The organism is uncultured Luteimonas sp., assembly GCF_947492465.1.
Classification (GTDB): domain Bacteria; phylum Pseudomonadota; class Gammaproteobacteria; order Xanthomonadales; family Xanthomonadaceae; genus Luteimonas.
This window is the reverse complement of the sequence record NZ_CANLNF010000003.1, coordinates 397331-411560: the sequence shown is the minus strand read 5'-3', so window position 1 is coordinate 411560 and position 14230 is coordinate 397331. Positions and strand designations below refer to the sequence as shown.

The 14230-nt window shown below is 71.9% G+C and carries 14 protein-coding genes and 1 pseudogene; 5 read left to right on the top strand and 10 right to left on the bottom strand.

The features are described from left to right. Positions 1 to 119: 119 nt before the first annotated feature. Together Q0863_RS09855 and Q0863_RS09850 are read right to left on the bottom strand one after the other, a co-directional pair. Positions 120 to 347 (bottom strand): DUF378 domain-containing protein, encoded by a 228-nt coding sequence (locus Q0863_RS09855; protein WP_298577674.1) that lies wholly within the window; start codon positions 345 to 347, stop codon positions 120 to 122. A 28-nt stretch (positions 348 to 375) separates the two neighbouring features. Beyond that, positions 376 to 921, bottom strand: coding sequence for a fasciclin domain-containing protein (locus tag Q0863_RS09850; protein WP_298577673.1), 546 nt, complete (start codon positions 919 to 921; stop codon positions 376 to 378). Positions 922 to 1020: 99 nt separating this feature from the next. Here Q0863_RS09850 and Q0863_RS09845 point away from each other — a divergent pair, with 99 nt between their 5' ends. After that, positions 1021 to 1911 carry a MerR family transcriptional regulator gene (locus Q0863_RS09845; RefSeq protein WP_298577672.1) on the top strand — a complete coding sequence of 297 codons (891 nt, stop codon included), beginning with the start codon at positions 1021 to 1023 and terminating at the stop codon, positions 1909 to 1911. 193 nt (positions 1912 to 2104) lie between these two features. Here the strand turns inward: Q0863_RS09845 and Q0863_RS09840 are convergent, their stop codons facing one another. The 4 genes from Q0863_RS09840 to Q0863_RS09825 all read right to left on the bottom strand — a co-directional run bounded on the left by Q0863_RS09840 (position 2105) and on the right by Q0863_RS09825 (position 4903). Beyond that, positions 2105 to 2365: a hypothetical protein gene (locus tag Q0863_RS09840; RefSeq protein WP_298577671.1), complete on the bottom strand. Its 261-nt coding sequence runs from the start codon at positions 2363 to 2365 to the stop codon at positions 2105 to 2107. 12 nt (positions 2366 to 2377) lie between these two features. Further along, positions 2378 to 3604, bottom strand: a complete 1227-nt coding sequence (locus Q0863_RS09835) for an MFS transporter (RefSeq protein WP_298577807.1) — start codon at positions 3602 to 3604, stop codon at positions 2378 to 2380. A gap of 53 nt (positions 3605 to 3657) precedes the next feature. Beyond that, positions 3658 to 4458 (bottom strand): exodeoxyribonuclease III, encoded by an 801-nt coding sequence (locus Q0863_RS09830; protein WP_298577670.1) that lies wholly within the window; start codon positions 4456 to 4458, stop codon positions 3658 to 3660. Positions 4459 to 4552: 94 nt separating this feature from the next. After that, entirely contained in the window at positions 4553 to 4903 is a 351-nt protein-coding gene (locus Q0863_RS09825) for a zinc ribbon domain-containing protein YjdM (RefSeq protein ID WP_298577669.1), read from the bottom strand. Positions 4904 to 5040: 137 nt separating this feature from the next. Between Q0863_RS09825 and pyrE the strand changes: the two genes are divergently transcribed. Next, positions 5041 to 5703 carry an orotate phosphoribosyltransferase gene (gene pyrE / locus Q0863_RS09820; protein ID WP_298577668.1) on the top strand — a complete coding sequence of 221 codons (663 nt, stop codon included), beginning with the start codon at positions 5041 to 5043 and terminating at the stop codon, positions 5701 to 5703. 25 nt (positions 5704 to 5728) lie between these two features. After that, positions 5729 to 6376, top strand: a complete 648-nt coding sequence (locus Q0863_RS09815) for a hypothetical protein (RefSeq protein ID WP_298577667.1) — start codon at positions 5729 to 5731, stop codon at positions 6374 to 6376. A 104-nt stretch (positions 6377 to 6480) separates the two neighbouring features. Here Q0863_RS09815 and Q0863_RS09810 read toward each other — a convergent pair whose 3' ends face one another. Continuing rightward, positions 6481 to 7728, bottom strand: coding sequence for a TIGR03862 family flavoprotein (locus Q0863_RS09810; protein WP_298577666.1), 1248 nt, complete (start codon positions 7726 to 7728; stop codon positions 6481 to 6483). A gap of 85 nt (positions 7729 to 7813) precedes the next feature. Between Q0863_RS09810 and Q0863_RS09805 the strand changes: the two genes are divergently transcribed. Beyond that, positions 7814 to 8935: a Gfo/Idh/MocA family oxidoreductase gene (locus Q0863_RS09805; protein WP_298577665.1), complete on the top strand. Its 1122-nt coding sequence runs from the start codon at positions 7814 to 7816 to the stop codon at positions 8933 to 8935. Positions 8936 to 9277: 342 nt separating this feature from the next. On the opposite strand, the gene Q0863_RS09800 is transcribed toward Q0863_RS09805, so the two are convergent. The 3 genes and pseudogenes from Q0863_RS09800 to coaBC form a co-directional block, all read right to left on the bottom strand. Then, positions 9278 to 11617 carry a phosphomannomutase/phosphoglucomutase gene (locus Q0863_RS09800; RefSeq protein WP_298577664.1) on the bottom strand — a complete coding sequence of 780 codons (2340 nt, stop codon included), beginning with the start codon at positions 11615 to 11617 and terminating at the stop codon, positions 9278 to 9280. Positions 11618 to 11632: 15 nt separating this feature from the next. Next, entirely contained in the window at positions 11633 to 12100 is a 468-nt protein-coding gene (dut, locus tag Q0863_RS09795) for a dUTP diphosphatase (RefSeq protein WP_298577662.1), read from the bottom strand. Continuing rightward, positions 12097 to 13301: pseudogene (gene coaBC, locus Q0863_RS09790) on the bottom strand (bifunctional phosphopantothenoylcysteine decarboxylase/phosphopantothenate--cysteine ligase CoaBC). The gene dut and the pseudogene coaBC overlap by 4 nt, the downstream one beginning before the upstream one ends. Before the next feature lie 196 nt (positions 13302 to 13497). Here coaBC and radC point away from each other — a divergent pair. Continuing rightward, positions 13498 to 14172: a DNA repair protein RadC gene (radC, locus tag Q0863_RS09785; RefSeq protein ID WP_298577660.1), complete on the top strand. Its 675-nt coding sequence runs from the start codon at positions 13498 to 13500 to the stop codon at positions 14170 to 14172. Positions 14173 to 14230: the final 58 nt, after the last annotated feature.

Genomic DNA, 14230 nt, shown 5'->3' with positions numbered 1-14230 from the left:
CGATGGATCCGGCGCCTTGCGACGACAGGACACGCCCGTCGACGGGCCATCGATATCGCGACCGCAGGAACAAGAAAACCGCCCGCACCATGGGTGCGGGCGGCTGTTGCCACGGACGCTCAGCGGTGCGCCTGGGCGCGCACTTCGTCGACGCTGACCGACTTGAGCAGCGGCATGACCTGCCACAGGGCCGACAGGCCGACCAGGACGTAGACCAGCCGCGCCAGAAGCGCGTCCTGGCCGCCGAAGATCGCGGCGACGAGGTCGAACTGCAGGGCGCCGACCAGGCCCCAGTTGATGCCGCCGACGATGACCAGCAGCAGGGTGGTGATATTGAGTGCCTTCATGGGGGTCTCCAGCGGAAGTGGGACGGGCTCAGGTGCCCGGGATCAGGACCTTGTCGATCACGTGGATCACGCCGTTGCTGGCGTTCACGTCGGCGGTGACCACGCGCGCGTCGCCCACGCTGACCGCGTTGCCTGACGCCTGGATGTCGAGCTTGGCGCCGTTGACGGTGGCCGCCTCGGTCATGCCCGCCACGCGCGCGGCCGGATAGCGACCGGACACCACGTGGTAGGTCAGCACGGCCACCAACTGGTCCTTGTTCTCGGGCTTGAGCAGGTTTTCCACCGTGCCGGCCGGCAGGGCGGCGAAGGCGGCGTCGGTCGGCGCGAACACGGTGAACGGGCCGGCGCTCTTGAGCGTGTCGACCAGGCCGGCGGCCTGGAGCGCGGCGGCGAGGGTCTTGAACTGGCCCGCGGCCACCGCGGTGTCGACGATGTCGGCCCGCGCCTGGCTGGCCGCGGCGGGCTTGGCCGCACCGGCCTGGCCGGCCATCGCCAGCGGTGCGGCGAGGCCGAGCGAGAGGGCGAGGAGCAGGGGACGGACGCGGGAAGGAAGGATCTGGGCGGAACGCTTCATGGTGGTACTCCGGGACTGGGGTAAGGGGGCCAGTCTGGGATCCGTGCCGTTAGCCGTTTGTACAAGTAGAACTTAGACAAACGTTGTACATTGCGCCGCATGTTCCCGGTCAAGGCAGCCGCCGAGCTCAGCGGCCTCACCCCTGAAACCCTGCGCGCGTGGGAGCGCCGGCACGTCGCCGTGGTGCCGCACCGCGACGCCAGGGGCCGACGCCTGTACGACAGCGCGATGGTCGAGCGGCTGGCCCGCCTGCACCGCCTGACCGGCCGCGGCCACCCGATCCGCGACCTCGCGCCGCTCGACGACGAGGCCCTGGACCGTCTCCTGGGCGAGGCGCGCCAGTCGGGCTACGGCGCGCTGGAGGCGCTGCCCGAGCGCATGCTCGATGCGGTCGCCGACTACCGCGTGGACGAGTTCGACCGCGACCTGTCGGTGGCGATCGCGACCCTGCCGGTGCAGATCCTGGTGACCCGGGTGGTGATGCCGCTGCTGCGCGAGGTGGGCATGCGCTGGGCCGACGGCCGCCTCGCCATCGCGCAGGAGCGTCTGGTCAGCAGCCTGCTGCGCGCGCGGCTGCTGTCGATCCTCAACCAGCACCCGCGCGAACGGCGCCCGCGCATCCTCTTCGCCACCCTGCCCGGCGAGCCCCACGAGCTGGGCCTGCTCGGCGCGGCCCTGCTCGCGCATGAAGCCGATGCGCCGGTGCTGTACCTCGGTACGGAACTGCCCGCCGCCGAGCTGCTGCGGGTCGCCGAACGGCTCGACGCCTCGGCGTTGGCGCTGAGTTCGATCGACCCCGGCCAGGCGCGCGCCACCCTGGCCGAACTGCGTCTGCTGCACGAGGGCCTGCGCGCCGACCTGCCGATCTGGCTGGGCGGCGCCAACGCGCGCTACCTCGCCGAGGCGATGGGCGTGGAACGGGTGCAGGCCGTGAACGACCCGGCCACGCTGGCGCGGCTGGTGCGGCGCAGGACCGGACCACGACGCTAGGGCATGCAGGCGTCGCAGGACCGGGACGCCGACGATGGCGCAGGGGCCGTCGGGACGCAGTCGCTGGTCGGCGGTGGGCGGAGGCGGACCGGGAAGTGGCCGATGGTTCGGCCAGACCGGGTCCGCTGCAACGGCAACACCGGATGGTGGCAGGGGATCCGCAATCGCGGGTGTCCGGACCTGGCTGCTGCGCTCAGTCGGCTGCCGAGCGTACGCGTCCGATCGAGGCGTAGCCCGGGTCGTCCGGCACCTGCTCCAGCGCCTTGATCATCGCCGCCAGCGCGTCGGCCTCGGTGTTGTCGAAGCGTACCGAACCATCGCCCTCGTACACGTGCAGGCCCTGTTCGAGCAGGTACTGCAGCGCGTGCGGCAGGTCCCAGCCGCGGGCATCGGCAACCCGGCGGATCCGGTCGAACAGGATCGGGTCGGCATCCTTGAGCACGATGTCGGTCATCCCGGCGTTTCCCTATGTCGAGGCGGCGCCATCGTCCGACAGGACCAGCCTCGGTTTCAACCAGAAGAACAGCAGCACCGCCGGCACCGCCACCGCGGTGGTGATGGCGAAGTACACCCCGTAGCCCACCTGCTCCACGATCCCGCCCGAGACCGCGCTCAGCACCTTGCCCGGCAACATCACCAGTGATGAAAACAGCGCGTACTGGGTGGCGGTGAAGCGCTGGTTGACCAGCGCCGAGAGGAAGGCCACCAGCGTGGTGCCCTGGAAGCCCTGGGCGAGGTTCTCGCCGGAGATCACGAAGGTCAGCATCCACACGTCGCCGTCGGCGCCGATCAGCCACAGGTACAGCAGGTTGCTGGCCGCGCCCAGGATCACGCCCGCCAGCAGCGGCCACTTCACGCCCCAGCGCGCGACCGCGATGCCGCCGAGGAACACCCCGGCGATGCCCACCCAGATCCCGTAGACCTTGGACACCGCCGCGATCTGGGTCTTGGTGAAGCCCTGGTCGAGGTAGAACGGCGCCATGATACCGCCGCCCAGCGACTGGTCGGAGATCTTGGCCAACAGGATGAAGCCGAGCAGCGCCAGCGCCAGCGCGCCGCCGAAGCGGCGGAAGAAATCGGCGAAGGGCTCGACCACGCCCTCGCGCAGGCCCTGGCCCCAGGTCTCCATCCGCACGCGCACCACATCCGGTTCGCGCGCGACGAGTACCGCCACCACCGGCACCAGCATCACCAGCGCCATCACCCGGTACACCAGCGGCCAGGCCACGTGGTCGGCCAGCACCAGGGCCAGCGCGCCGGTGACGATCAGCGCGATCCGGTAGCCCAGCGAATAGGTCGCCACCAGCGCGCCCTGCGATTCCTTCGGCGCGATCTCCACGCGGTACGCGTCCACCGCGATGTCGAGCGTAGCGCCGGCGAAGGCGGTCATCAGGGTGATCCAGACGAACGCGGCAAGCCGGTCGGGGGTGAGCTGGGCCATCAGCAGCAGGCCGGCGATCACGATGCCCAGCGCCAGCAGCAGCCAGCCGCGGCGCTGGCCGAAACGGCCCAGCAGCGGCAGCCGCCAGCGGTCGACCAGCGGCGCCCACAGGAATTTGAGCGTGTAGGTCATGCCGGCGCTGGCGATGAGCGTAATGTTCTTCAGCTCGATGCCGTTTTCCTTGAGCCAGTACGCCAGCGTGCCGGCGACCAGCAGGAACGGCATGCCCGAGGCGAAACCGAAGAAGAACATCGTCCACGCCGCGGGCTGCGTGAACGCCCTCCAGGTCGACGGCCTGGCGTCGCTCACGCGTCGTAGTCCACGACGTAGGGCGCGTGGTCGGAGAAGCGCGGTTCGGGATGCACCGCGGCGTGGGTGATCGATTGCGCGATCCCCGGCGTCGCCAGCTGGTAGTCGATGCGCCAGCCGACGTTGTTGGCGCGCGCGGCGCCGCGGTTGCTCCACCAGGTGTATTCGACCGCGTCGGGCCGGGCGACGCGGAAGCTGTCCTTCCAGCCGCGCGCCGGCGGCGCCACCAGTCCGTCGCCGTGTTCGTCGGCGATCATCGAGTTGAGCCAGGCGCGCTCGGCCGGCAGGCAGCCGGAATTCTTCTGGTTGCTCGACCAGTTCCTGATGTCGTTCTTCGCGCGCACGATGTTCCAGTCCCCGCACAGCACGTACTCGCGGCCACTGGCCAGCCACTGGTCGAGGATCGGCCTGAGCCACTCCATCACTTCGAACTTGAAGCCCTGGCGCAGCTCGCCGGACGAGCCGGAGGGGATGTAGAACGAGACCACGCTGAGGTTGCCGAAGCGCGCCTCGATGTAGCGCCCTTCGTCGTCGAACGGCGCCCAGCCCAGCGCCGTGCGCACCTCGTCGGGCTCGCGGCGGCTGTAGATCGCCACGCCGCTGTAGCCCTTCTTGGTGGTCGCGTCGCGGTAGACGCAGTGGCCGAGCGGGCGGAAGCAGGGATCGGCGAGCTGGTGTTCCTGCGCCTTGGTTTCCTGCAGGCAGACCACGTCGGCCTGCTGGCCTTCCAGCCAGCCGAAAAAGCCCTTGGTCGAAGCGGAACGGATGCCGTTGGCGTTGAAGCTGACGATGCGCATGCGGGGGACTGCGTTGGGCGAGGCGCAAGCCTAGCCCATCGCGCGCGCCGCCGCGCCGGCCGGCCGCGCACGCGGCCGGGTCCGCGACAGCGGGTCAGGCCTTGCGCACGAACTCCGACTTCAGCCCCATCTGGCCGATGCCGTCGATCCTGCAGTCGATGTCGTGGTCGCCGTCGACCAGGCGGATGTTGCGGACCTTGGTGCCCACCTTCACCACCAGCGAGGAACCCTTCACCTTCAGGTCCTTGATCACCACCACGCTGTCGCCATCGGCGAGCGGGGTGCCGTTGGCGTCGCGCACCTGGGCGGCGGCGGCGTCCGCGGCGGCCTGCTCGGCGGCTTCGCCGGGCGACCATTCGTGCGCGCATTCCGGGCAGACCAGCATCGCCCCGTCCTCGTAGGTGTAGCTCGAACCGCATTGCGGGCAGGGGGGCAGGCCGGACATCTTCCGACTCCTTCTCGATCAAGGACAACCGCGGATTGTCGCATCCCGGTGCGGCCGGCCGGACCGCAACGGCCGGCGCGCGCTTCCGGGCCACGATGTCCGGCGGCCGGCGCCGGCGGCTGTGGGACAATGCCGCCATGAGCGACCACCGCACCCGGTTCCTGGACCTTGCCCTGCAGGCGCAGGCGCTGCGCTTCGGCCGGTTCACCCTGAAATCCGGCCGGGAAAGCCCGTACTTCTTCAACGCCGGCCTGTTCAATTCCGGCGCCGCGCTGTCGGCGCTGGCGGCCTGCTATGCCGATGCCCTGGACGAGGCCGGGACCGGCTTCGACCTGCTGTTCGGCCCGGCCTACAAGGGCATCCCGCTGGCGACTGCGCTCGCCTGCGAGTACGCGCGCCGCGGCCGCGACCTGCCGGTCGCGTTCAACCGCAAGGAAGCCAAGGCCCATGGCGAGGGCGGCAGCCTGATCGGCGCACCGCTGGACGGCCGCCGCGTGCTGGTGGTGGACGACGTGATCACCGCCGGCACCGCGATCCGCGAGGCGCTGGCGATCATCAGCAACGCCGGCGGCACCCCGGCCGGCATCGTGATCGCGCTCGACCGCCAGGAAATCGCCGGCGAAGGCCAGTCGCAGTCGGCCGCACAGGCCGTCGCGGCCGAGGCCGGCATCCCGGTGGTCGCCGTGGCCACGCTGGACGACCTGCTCGGCTTCGCCGACGCAAGCGCGTCGCTTGCCGACGAGCGCGTCCGCCTGCAGGCCTATCGGGTGCAATATGGCGTCCGCGACAACCATCGCTGATTCGAGCCGCAGGGGGCGGAGTTCGATGAAGATCCACGCAATGCTCGCCATCGCCGCGCTGTGTGCACTGCCCGTGGCCGTCCAGGCCCAGCAGAACCGGCCCGCGCAGGCGGAGAAGAAGCTCTACTGCTGGAACGAGAACGGCCGCAAGGTCTGCGGCGATGCCCTGCCGCCCGAGGCGGTGGACGCCGCGCGCACCGAACTGAGCGTGAGCAGCGGCCGGCCGCTGGCCCGGTTCGACGAACAGCTGAGCCCCGAACAGCGCGCCGCCGCCGAGGAGGCCCAGCACCAGGCCCGCATCGCCGCCAATGCCGAGGCCGCGCGGCTGCGGCGCGAACGCGCGATGGCCGAGTCCTACGAGACCGAGGCCGACCTGCGCAACGCCTTCGGCGATCGCATCGTGCTGGTGGACGAAGGCCTGAAGACCTCGCGCATGGGCGTGGCCAACCTGCGCCAGAGCCTGGTCTCGCTGCTGCGCCAGGCCAACGACCTGGAGCTGCAGGGCAAGCCGGTGGGCAAGGCGCTGGCCAGCAGCATCCGGGCCCAGCACGTCGACCTGCTGCGCCAGCAGGCGATCATGCGCCAGCAGCAGGAAGAGCGCGCCTCGCTGGATGCCGAACTCGAGCACGCCATCGAGCGCTACCACGCGCTGCGGACCCCGGCTCGGGGCTGATTGCCTGGCGGCCTGCCCGGCCGCCCGAGCCGCCGGCGCCACGTCCGTCCCGGGCTGGCTGCCGGAACAGCCGCGCAACGAAGCGGGATCGACGCGCGCGACCCTCAGCCGGCCGCCGTCGCCTCCAGCCAGTCGATCGCCCCGTCCGCCGCCGCCAGTCCGCTGGCGAAACACGCGGTCAGCAGGTAGCCGCCAGTCGGCGCCTCCCAGTCGAGCATCTCGCCGGCGCAGAACACGCCGGGCAGGCCGCGCAGCATCAGCCGCCGGTCCAGCGCCTCCAGGCGCACGCCACCGGCGCTGCTGATCGCTTCGGCCACCGGCCGTGGCCGCAGCACGCGCAGCGGCAGGCGCTTGGCCGCGGCCGCCAGCCGCGCCGGGTCCTGCATCGCCCCGGCGCCCAGCACCTCGCGCAGCAGTCCGGCCTTGGCGCCCTGCAGGCCCGCGGCACGGCGCAGGTGTTCGGACAGGCTGCGGCCGCCGCGCGGCCGCTCCAGCGCCTGGCGCAGCGCGGCTTCCTCGCGTCCCGGTGCCAGGTCCAGGGCGATGTCGGCGTGACCGTCGCGCGCGATCGATTCGCGTAACGTCGCCGAAATCGCATAGATCAGGCTGCCTTCCAGCCCGCTCGCCGTCACGACGCATTCGCCCTGCAGCGCCTGCGCCTTCCCGTCCGCATCCACCCAGTGCACGACCAGCGGCTTGAGCGGCGCACCGGCGTGGCGCTGGGCGAAGTGCGCCGACCAGCCGATGTCGAAGCCGCAGTTGGCCGGCGCGAGCGGCGCCACGTCGATCCCCTGCGACACCAGCGTCGGCACCCAGCCGCCGTCGCTGCCCAGCTGCGGCCAGCTGGCGCCGCCCAGCGCCAGCACCGTCGCGTCGGCCACCACGCGCCGCTCGCCCCCGGGGGTGTCGAAACACAGCGCCCCGTCCGCGCTCCAGCCGCGCCAGCGGTGCTGCACATGGAAGGCCACGCCCTGCTCGCGCAATCGCCGCACCCAGCCGCGCAGCAGCGGTGCGGCCTTGCGGTCGAGCGGGAACACGCGCCCCGAGCTGCCGACGTAGGTGTCCACGCCCAGTCTGTGCGCCCAGTCGCGCAGTGCCGCGGCATCGAACCGCGCCAGCCAGCGCGCGACCTCGGCCTCGCGCTCGCGATAGCGGGTGGCGAACAGCGCGGGCGGATCGGAATGGGTGAGGTTGAGTCCGCCCTTGCCGGCAATCAGGAACTTGCGCCCGACCGAACCCTTGGCTTCGAACAGGTCCACCGCCAGCCCCGCCGCGCACAGCCGTTCGGCGGCGATCAGCCCGGCCGGGCCGCCGCCGACCACCGCGACGCGACGGGGGTGCAGGCCATGCATGGGCGCATTATCGCCCGGCCGCAGGCGCCGATCGCCCCAGGTGAGCGCTAACATGCAGGCGACACCCGGGAGGAGGGAGCGTGCGATGGGCAAGCAAGGGAGCAATGGCTGGACCCGGCGCGAAGCGCTGCAGTCGATGGCGGTGGCCGGCGCGGCCGCGGCCTGGACGCCGCGCGGGCTGGCGCAGGAGCGCAAGCTCGGCGTGGCCCTGGTCGGGCTCGGATATTACGCAGGGCACCTGCTGGCCCCGGCGCTGCAGCTGACCCGCCACTGCCGCCTCGCCGGCCTGGTCAGCGGCACGCCGGCCAAGCTCGAAGAGTGGCAGCGCAAGTACGCCATCGCCGATGCCAACGTCTATTCCTACGACGACTTCCACCGCATCGCCGACAATCCCGACATCGACGTGGTCTACATCGCCACGCCCAACCACGTGCACAAGTCGCTGACCGAGGTCGCGGCCAACGCCGGCAAGCACGTCTGGTGCGAAAAGCCGATGGCGATGAATGCGGCCGAAGGCGAGGCCATGATCCGGGCCTGCCGCGACAACCGCGTGCAGCTGGCCGTCGGCTACCGCATGCAGCACGAACCCAACACGCGCCGGTTCATGGCGATGGCGAAGGAACGGCCGTTCGGGCGGATCATCAAGCTGCGCGCCGATGCCGGCTGGTTCGGCTGGCGGGACGGCGCAGACGGCGCCTGGCGCCTGGATCCGGCGCGCGGCGGCGGCGCGATGTACGACATGGGCGTGTACTGCATCAACGCCGCGCGCTACTGCACCGGCATGGAACCGGTCGCGGTGCAGGCCTGGGACGAGACCGCGCGCCGCGATCTGTTCAAGGGCGTCGACGAGACGACGCGCTTCCGCCTGGAGTTCCCGGACGACATCGTCGCCGACTGCGTGACCAGCTTCGGCCGCGAGCTCAACACGCTGCAGGTCGACTGCGAGCGCGGCTGGTACACCATGAGTCCGTTCCAGGGCTACGAAGGCAACCAGGGCCGGGCCAGCGACGGCACCGTATTCGAGCCGCAGCTTGGCGCGCGCCCGCGCATGCAGGCCGAGCAGATGGACAACGACGCGCAATCGATCCTGCAGGGCACCGCGCCACGCGCGCCCGGCGAGGAGGGCCTGGCCGACCTGCGCGTGGTCGATGCCGCGTTCGCGTCGGCGAAGGCCGATGGCAGGCGGGTGGAGATCGCGCGCGGCTGAGTGCTCCCGCTTCGATGGGAGTGGAGTGGGCGCATGCGCCGTGTCCGGTGCATGCGCCGCCGTTGGGGCCGCGGCCTGACCGGGGAGTCCCTTCCGCGAATGTCCCCCGGCCTTCGCCTGCGGCGAAGGCCTCCTCCTTGATTTCGCTGCAGGGACTCCCCGGCCAAGCCGCGTCTCGGCTCCCGGACACGCGGCGATGGTGCCAACGCGGCAGATCCTCGGTCAGGAACGGTGGACATTCGTCCCCAGCGCTCCCCGTAGCCGGCCTACCGCGCCACCCGTCGCCCCGGCGCGCTATCACTGATGCCGACTTCGCCGCAGGTGCACAGCGCAGTCCGGGAGTCAGAACGGCAGCTGCAGCTCCGGATCCACCAGCGCGATCTGCGCGCGGAAGTCGCCGAGGATGCGGTCCAGCGCCTGCTGGCTGTCGGCGTCGAAGCGCAGTACCAGCACCGGCGTGGTGTTGGAGGCGCGGACCAGGCCCCAGCCGTCGTTCCAGTCCACGCGCAGGCCGTCGATCGTCGACAGGCGCGCGCCCTCGAAGCTGGCCTGCTTCTGGAACCGCTCGACGAAGCCGTGCGGGTTGCCGTCGGCGACCTCAACCTTGATCTCGGGCGTGGACACGCCGCCGGGCAGCGCGTTCAGCGCGTCGCTGGGCTCGCCCGGTTCCAGCGCCAGGATCTCCAGCAGGCGCGCGGCGGCATAGATGCCGTCGTCGAAGCCGTACCAGCGTTCCTGGAAGAAGAAGTGGCCGCTCATCTCGCCGGCCAGTTCGGCCTCGGTCTCGCGCATCTTGGCCTTGATCAGCGAGTGCCCGGTCTTCCACATCAGCGGGCTGCCGCCGTGGCGCAGGATGTGGCCCGGCAGGCGCCCGGTGCACTTCACGTCGTAGACGATCACCGCGCCGGGATTGCGGTCGAGCACGTCGGCCGCGAACAGCATCAGCAGGCGGTCGGGATAGATGTTCTCGCCGTCCTTCGTCACCACGCCCAGGCGGTCGCCGTCGCCGTCGAAGGCGATGCCCAGGTCGGCGTCGAAGCGCTTGACCGTGCCGATCAGGTCCTCGAGGTTGTGCGGTTCGCTCGGATCGGGATGGTGGTTGGGGAAGGTGCCGTCGATCTCGCAGAACAGCGGGATGACCTCGGCGCCGATCGCCTCGAGCACGCGCGGGCCGATCTCGCCGGCCACGCCGTTGCCGGCGTCGACCACGACCTTGATCGGCCGCGCCAGCTGCACGTCGTTGCTGATCCGCTCGACATAGGCGTCGCCGATGTCGCGCTCGCTGGCGGCGCCCGGCTCGGGCGCATCGTGCAGGCGGCCGTCGGCGATGCGTGCGTACAGGTCGGTGATCGCCGTGCCCGACAGGGTGTTTCCGCCGACCACGATCTTGAAGCCGTTGTAGTCGGGCGGGTTGTGGCTGCCGGTGACCGAAATGCAGCAGCCGGTGCGCAGGTGGAAGGCGCCGAAGTAGGTCACCGGGGTCGGCGCCATGCCGATGTCGATGACGTTGCGCCCGGCCTTGCGCAGGCCGCGGATCAGGCCGGCCACCATGTCCGGACCGGACAGGCGGCCGTCGCGGCCGACCACGATGTCCTCCAGGCCCTGGTCGTGCATCAGCGAGCCGACCGAATGGCCGATCAGTTCGGCCACGCCGGTGTCCAGGGTCTGTCCGACGATGCCGCGGATGTCGTAGGCGCGGAAGATGCTGCGGTCGATGTTCACGGGTTCGGCTTTCATTTCTCGGATCACGATGCTGGGGGCGGCGTCGGCGGTGGGTGAAGCGTCGGTATCGCCCGGGCCGGCGGTCAGCGCTTCGGCCAGGGTGGGAGCCTGCGCGTGGTCGGCCGGCGCCTCGACTTCCAGCGCGCGCCGTACCGGCGCAGGCAGCCGCCACAGCAGGTAGGCCAGCAACAGCAGGCCACCCACCGCGACGAACAGCGGCACGCCCTCCAGCCCGAACGGCGCGGCCGATGCCGCCGGCAGCGCCGCGGCCACGCGCAGGGGGGTACCGGTGACCGGCACCGCCATGCGTTCGGCGGCGTCGGCCTGGGCCACATCGCCGCGCTCGAGCAGGGTGAAGCCGCCCTGGCGCAGGGCGACATAGGTGGCCGGGTCCACGTCCGCCACTTCCAGCCCCTGGGTGGCGCGCGACAGCGGCAGCTGCGCCAGCGCCACCCCGACCAGCCTGTCGCCGACCCTGGCCGGCGCGGCCACGGCCACGCGCGGCCCGTCGCCGACACGGATCACCTGGACGACCGGCGCGCCCTCGACCAGCGCCGCCTCCATCACCGAGACCGGTCCGAACCCGCCTTCGGGCAGCGCCGCGTGGCGCGCGGTCAGGTCGGCCGGATGCATCTGCGCCTGTTCCAGCTGCGGCCAGTCCGCCGCCAGGGCGCGCGCGGCGCCGTCGAGGTCGCCGGCCTGCAGCGCGGCCTGTACCTCCGGACGCGCCAGGTGCTCGTCCATGCGCTTGAGCTCGCCGCGCAGGTGGGTGGAGGCCACGCTCGCCGCGGTGTCGCGCGCCAGGCTCGCGCTGGTGCGGCGCGACTCGTCCTGCAGGCCACGCCAGCCGCTCCATGCCAGCCACAGCGCCAGCAGCGCCACGGCGGCCGCCAGGAAGGGCAGCAGGGGGCGCGCCTGCGCGAACACGCGCGCCCTGGACGATCCGCTGGTTTCGGTCATGTCGTTGCTCCCCTGTCAGCGCATGCCGGTGTGGCCGAAGCCGCCCGCGCCGCGCGCACTGTCGCTGAAAGTATCCACGAGCTGCAGCTGCGCGCGCACCACCGGCAGGATCACCAGCTGCGCAATGCGGTCGCCCGGCTCGATGGTGAAGGCTTCCCGGCCGCGATTCCAGACGCTGATCAGCAGCGGGCCCTGGTAGTCGGCGTCGATCAGGCCGGTGCCGTTGCCCAGCACGATGCCGTGCCTGTGGCCCAGTCCCGAGCGCGGCAGGATCACCGCGCACAGCGCCGGATCGCCGATGTGGATCGCCAGGCCCGACGGTACCAGCGCCGCATCGCCCGGGGCCAGCGCTAGCGGCGCATCGAGCGCGGCGCGCAGGTCGAGGCCGGCGCTGCCCTCGGTGGCGTGCGCCGGCAGCGGCCACTGCCCGCCCAGGCGCGGGTCGAGCACCTTCACCTGCAGGACGAAACCGGGTTGGCTCACGCGACGCGCTCCGCGATCAGTTGCACCAGCTGCGCGGCGACCTCGGTCTTGGCGGCCGGGCCGAGCCTGCGCTCGCCGCCGTCCCAGTACACGACCAGCGCGTTGTCGTCGCGCTCGAAGCCGCCTTCGGCCGCGCCGACCAGGTTGGCGGCGATCAGGTCCAGGCGCTTGCCCTGCAGCTTGCCGCGCGCATAGCGCTCGACCTCGTGGGTTTCCGCGGCGAAGCCGACCACCAGCGCCGGGCGCTGCGGATGCGCGGCCACCTCGGCGAGGATGTCGGGGGTGCGGACCAGTTCGAGCACCAGGGTGTGGCTGCCGGCGGTCTTCTTGATCTTGTGTTCGGACACCGCGCGCGGGGTGAAATCGGCGACGGCGGCCGCGCCGACGTAGACATCGGCCGGCAGTTCCGCCAGCACCGCGGCGTGCATCTGCGCCGCCGAGCGCACGTCGACGCGCCGCACGCCGTCGGGCGTGGGCAGTTGCACGGGACCGGCGACCAGCACCACGGTGGCGCCCATCGCCCGCGCCGCGGCGGCCACGGCGAAGCCCATCTTGCCGCTGCTGCGGTTGCCGACGAAGCGCACCGGATCGATGTCCTCGAACGTCGGTCCGGCGCTGACCAGCACCCGCCGGCCGGCAAGCGGCCCGCTCATGCGGCCTCCAGCGCGGCCACGATCGCGGCCGGTTCGCTGAGCCGGCCGGGGCCGGATTCGCCTTCGGCCAGCGGACCGTCCCCGGGGCCGACCACCTGCGCGCCGCGTTCGCGCAGCAGCGCGATGTTGGCCTGCGTGGCCGGGTGCAGCCACATGCGATGGTTCATCGCCGGGCACAGGGTCAGCGGCGCGGTGGTGGCCAGGCACAGGGTGCTGACCAGGTCGTCGGCGAACCCGTGCGCGAGTTTCGCCAGCGTGTTGGCGGTGGCCGGGGCGATGACGATGCGATCGGCCCAGCGTGCCAGCTCGATGTGGCCCATCGCCGCTTCGGCCGCCGCGTCCCACAGGCTGGTGCGCACCGGATGCCCGCTCAGCGCCTGGAAGGTCTGGGCGCCGACGAAGCGCTGCGCGCTCTCGGTCATCGCCACCTGCACGGTGGCACCGGCCTCGCCCAGGCGGCGCACCAGCTCGGCCGCCTTGTAGGCGGCGATGCCGCCGCAGACGCACAGCAGCAGGCGTTGTCCATGCAGGCCGCGCTGCGCTGGCATCGTCGGGAAAGTCCTACGCCGGATCGGGCGGACAGCTTACCCGATGGCGGGCGGGTGCCCGGCTGCGCGGACGCGCCGATCGCGCTGCAATCGTGGCCATGCTGGCGGCCGGGCCGAAGCGGCGCCCGACGCGATTTCCCCTGTCCCGCCTGGCCTCGCGCCGGCCGCCAGCGCCCGCTTCCACGAGCACCGACGCATGCGCATTCGCGACTGGCCCAGCCTGGAACGTCCCCGCGAGAAGCTGCTGGCGCGCAGCGCCGTTGCGCTGTCGGACGCCGAGCTGCTGGCGATCTTCCTGGGTTCGGGCCTGCGCGGCCAGGATGCGGTCGCCACCGCACGCCAGCTGCTGGAGCGCCACGGCCCGCTGCGCGCGCTGCTCGAACTGCCGGCGCCGCAGATGGCGCGCCTGCCCGGCCTGGGCCCGGCGCGCGCGTGCATGCTCTCGGCCGCGCTGGAGCTGTGCAACCGCTGGCTGGCGGCGGGACTGGAGCGCGGCGAGGCGTTGACCGATCCGGCCTCGGCCGGCCGGTATTTCGCCCAACGCCTGCGCGGCCAGGCGATCGAGGTCTTCGCGGTGCTGTTCCTGGACACACGCCACCGCGCACTGGGCTTCGAGGAACTGTTCCGCGGCACCATCGACGGCGCCGAGGTGCATCCGCGCGAGGTGGTGCGCCGCGCGCTGGCGCACAACGCCGCGGCGGTGATCGTCGGCCACAACCACCCCAGCGGCAATCCCGAACCCAGCGCCGCCGACCGCGCCGTCACCGCCCAGCTCAAGCAGTCGCTGGCGCTGGTGGACGTGCGCCTGCTCGACCACTTCGTGGTCGGCGATGGCACGCCGGTGTCGCTGGCCGCGCGCGGCTGGGTCTAGCGCGACGGGCGCGGCGGCACGCTCGCGTACAATGCCGGTCTGCAACATCCGACTGCGC

Coding starts and splice junctions, on each gene's coding strand:
- pyrE (WP_298577668.1), top strand. CDS start 5,041: ATGAGCGACCACCGCACCCGGTTCCTGGACCTTGCCCTGCAGGCGCAG.
- Q0863_RS09845 (WP_298577672.1), top strand. CDS start 1,021: ATGTTCCCGGTCAAGGCAGCCGCCGAGCTCAGCGGCCTCACCCCTGAA.
- radC (WP_298577660.1), top strand. CDS start 13,498: ATGCGCATTCGCGACTGGCCCAGCCTGGAACGTCCCCGCGAGAAGCTG.
- Q0863_RS09835 (WP_298577807.1), bottom strand. CDS start 3,604: ATGTTCTTCTTCGGTTTCGCCTCGGGCATGCCGTTCCTGCTGGTCGCC.
- Q0863_RS09850 (WP_298577673.1), bottom strand. CDS start 921: ATGAAGCGTTCCGCCCAGATCCTTCCTTCCCGCGTCCGTCCCCTGCTC.
- Q0863_RS09815 (WP_298577667.1), top strand. CDS start 5,729: ATGAAGATCCACGCAATGCTCGCCATCGCCGCGCTGTGTGCACTGCCC.
- Q0863_RS09800 (WP_298577664.1), bottom strand. CDS start 11,617: ATGACCGAAACCAGCGGATCGTCCAGGGCGCGCGTGTTCGCGCAGGCG.
- Q0863_RS09840 (WP_298577671.1), bottom strand. CDS start 2,365: ATGACCGACATCGTGCTCAAGGATGCCGACCCGATCCTGTTCGACCGG.
- Q0863_RS09810 (WP_298577666.1), bottom strand. CDS start 7,728: ATGCATGGCCTGCACCCCCGTCGCGTCGCGGTGGTCGGCGGCGGCCCG.
- Q0863_RS09805 (WP_298577665.1), top strand. CDS start 7,814: ATGGGCAAGCAAGGGAGCAATGGCTGGACCCGGCGCGAAGCGCTGCAG.
- Q0863_RS09830 (WP_298577670.1), bottom strand. CDS start 4,458: ATGCGCATCGTCAGCTTCAACGCCAACGGCATCCGTTCCGCTTCGACC.
- Q0863_RS09855 (WP_298577674.1), bottom strand. CDS start 347: ATGAAGGCACTCAATATCACCACCCTGCTGCTGGTCATCGTCGGCGGC.
- Q0863_RS09825 (WP_298577669.1), bottom strand. CDS start 4,903: ATGTCCGGCCTGCCCCCCTGCCCGCAATGCGGTTCGAGCTACACCTAC.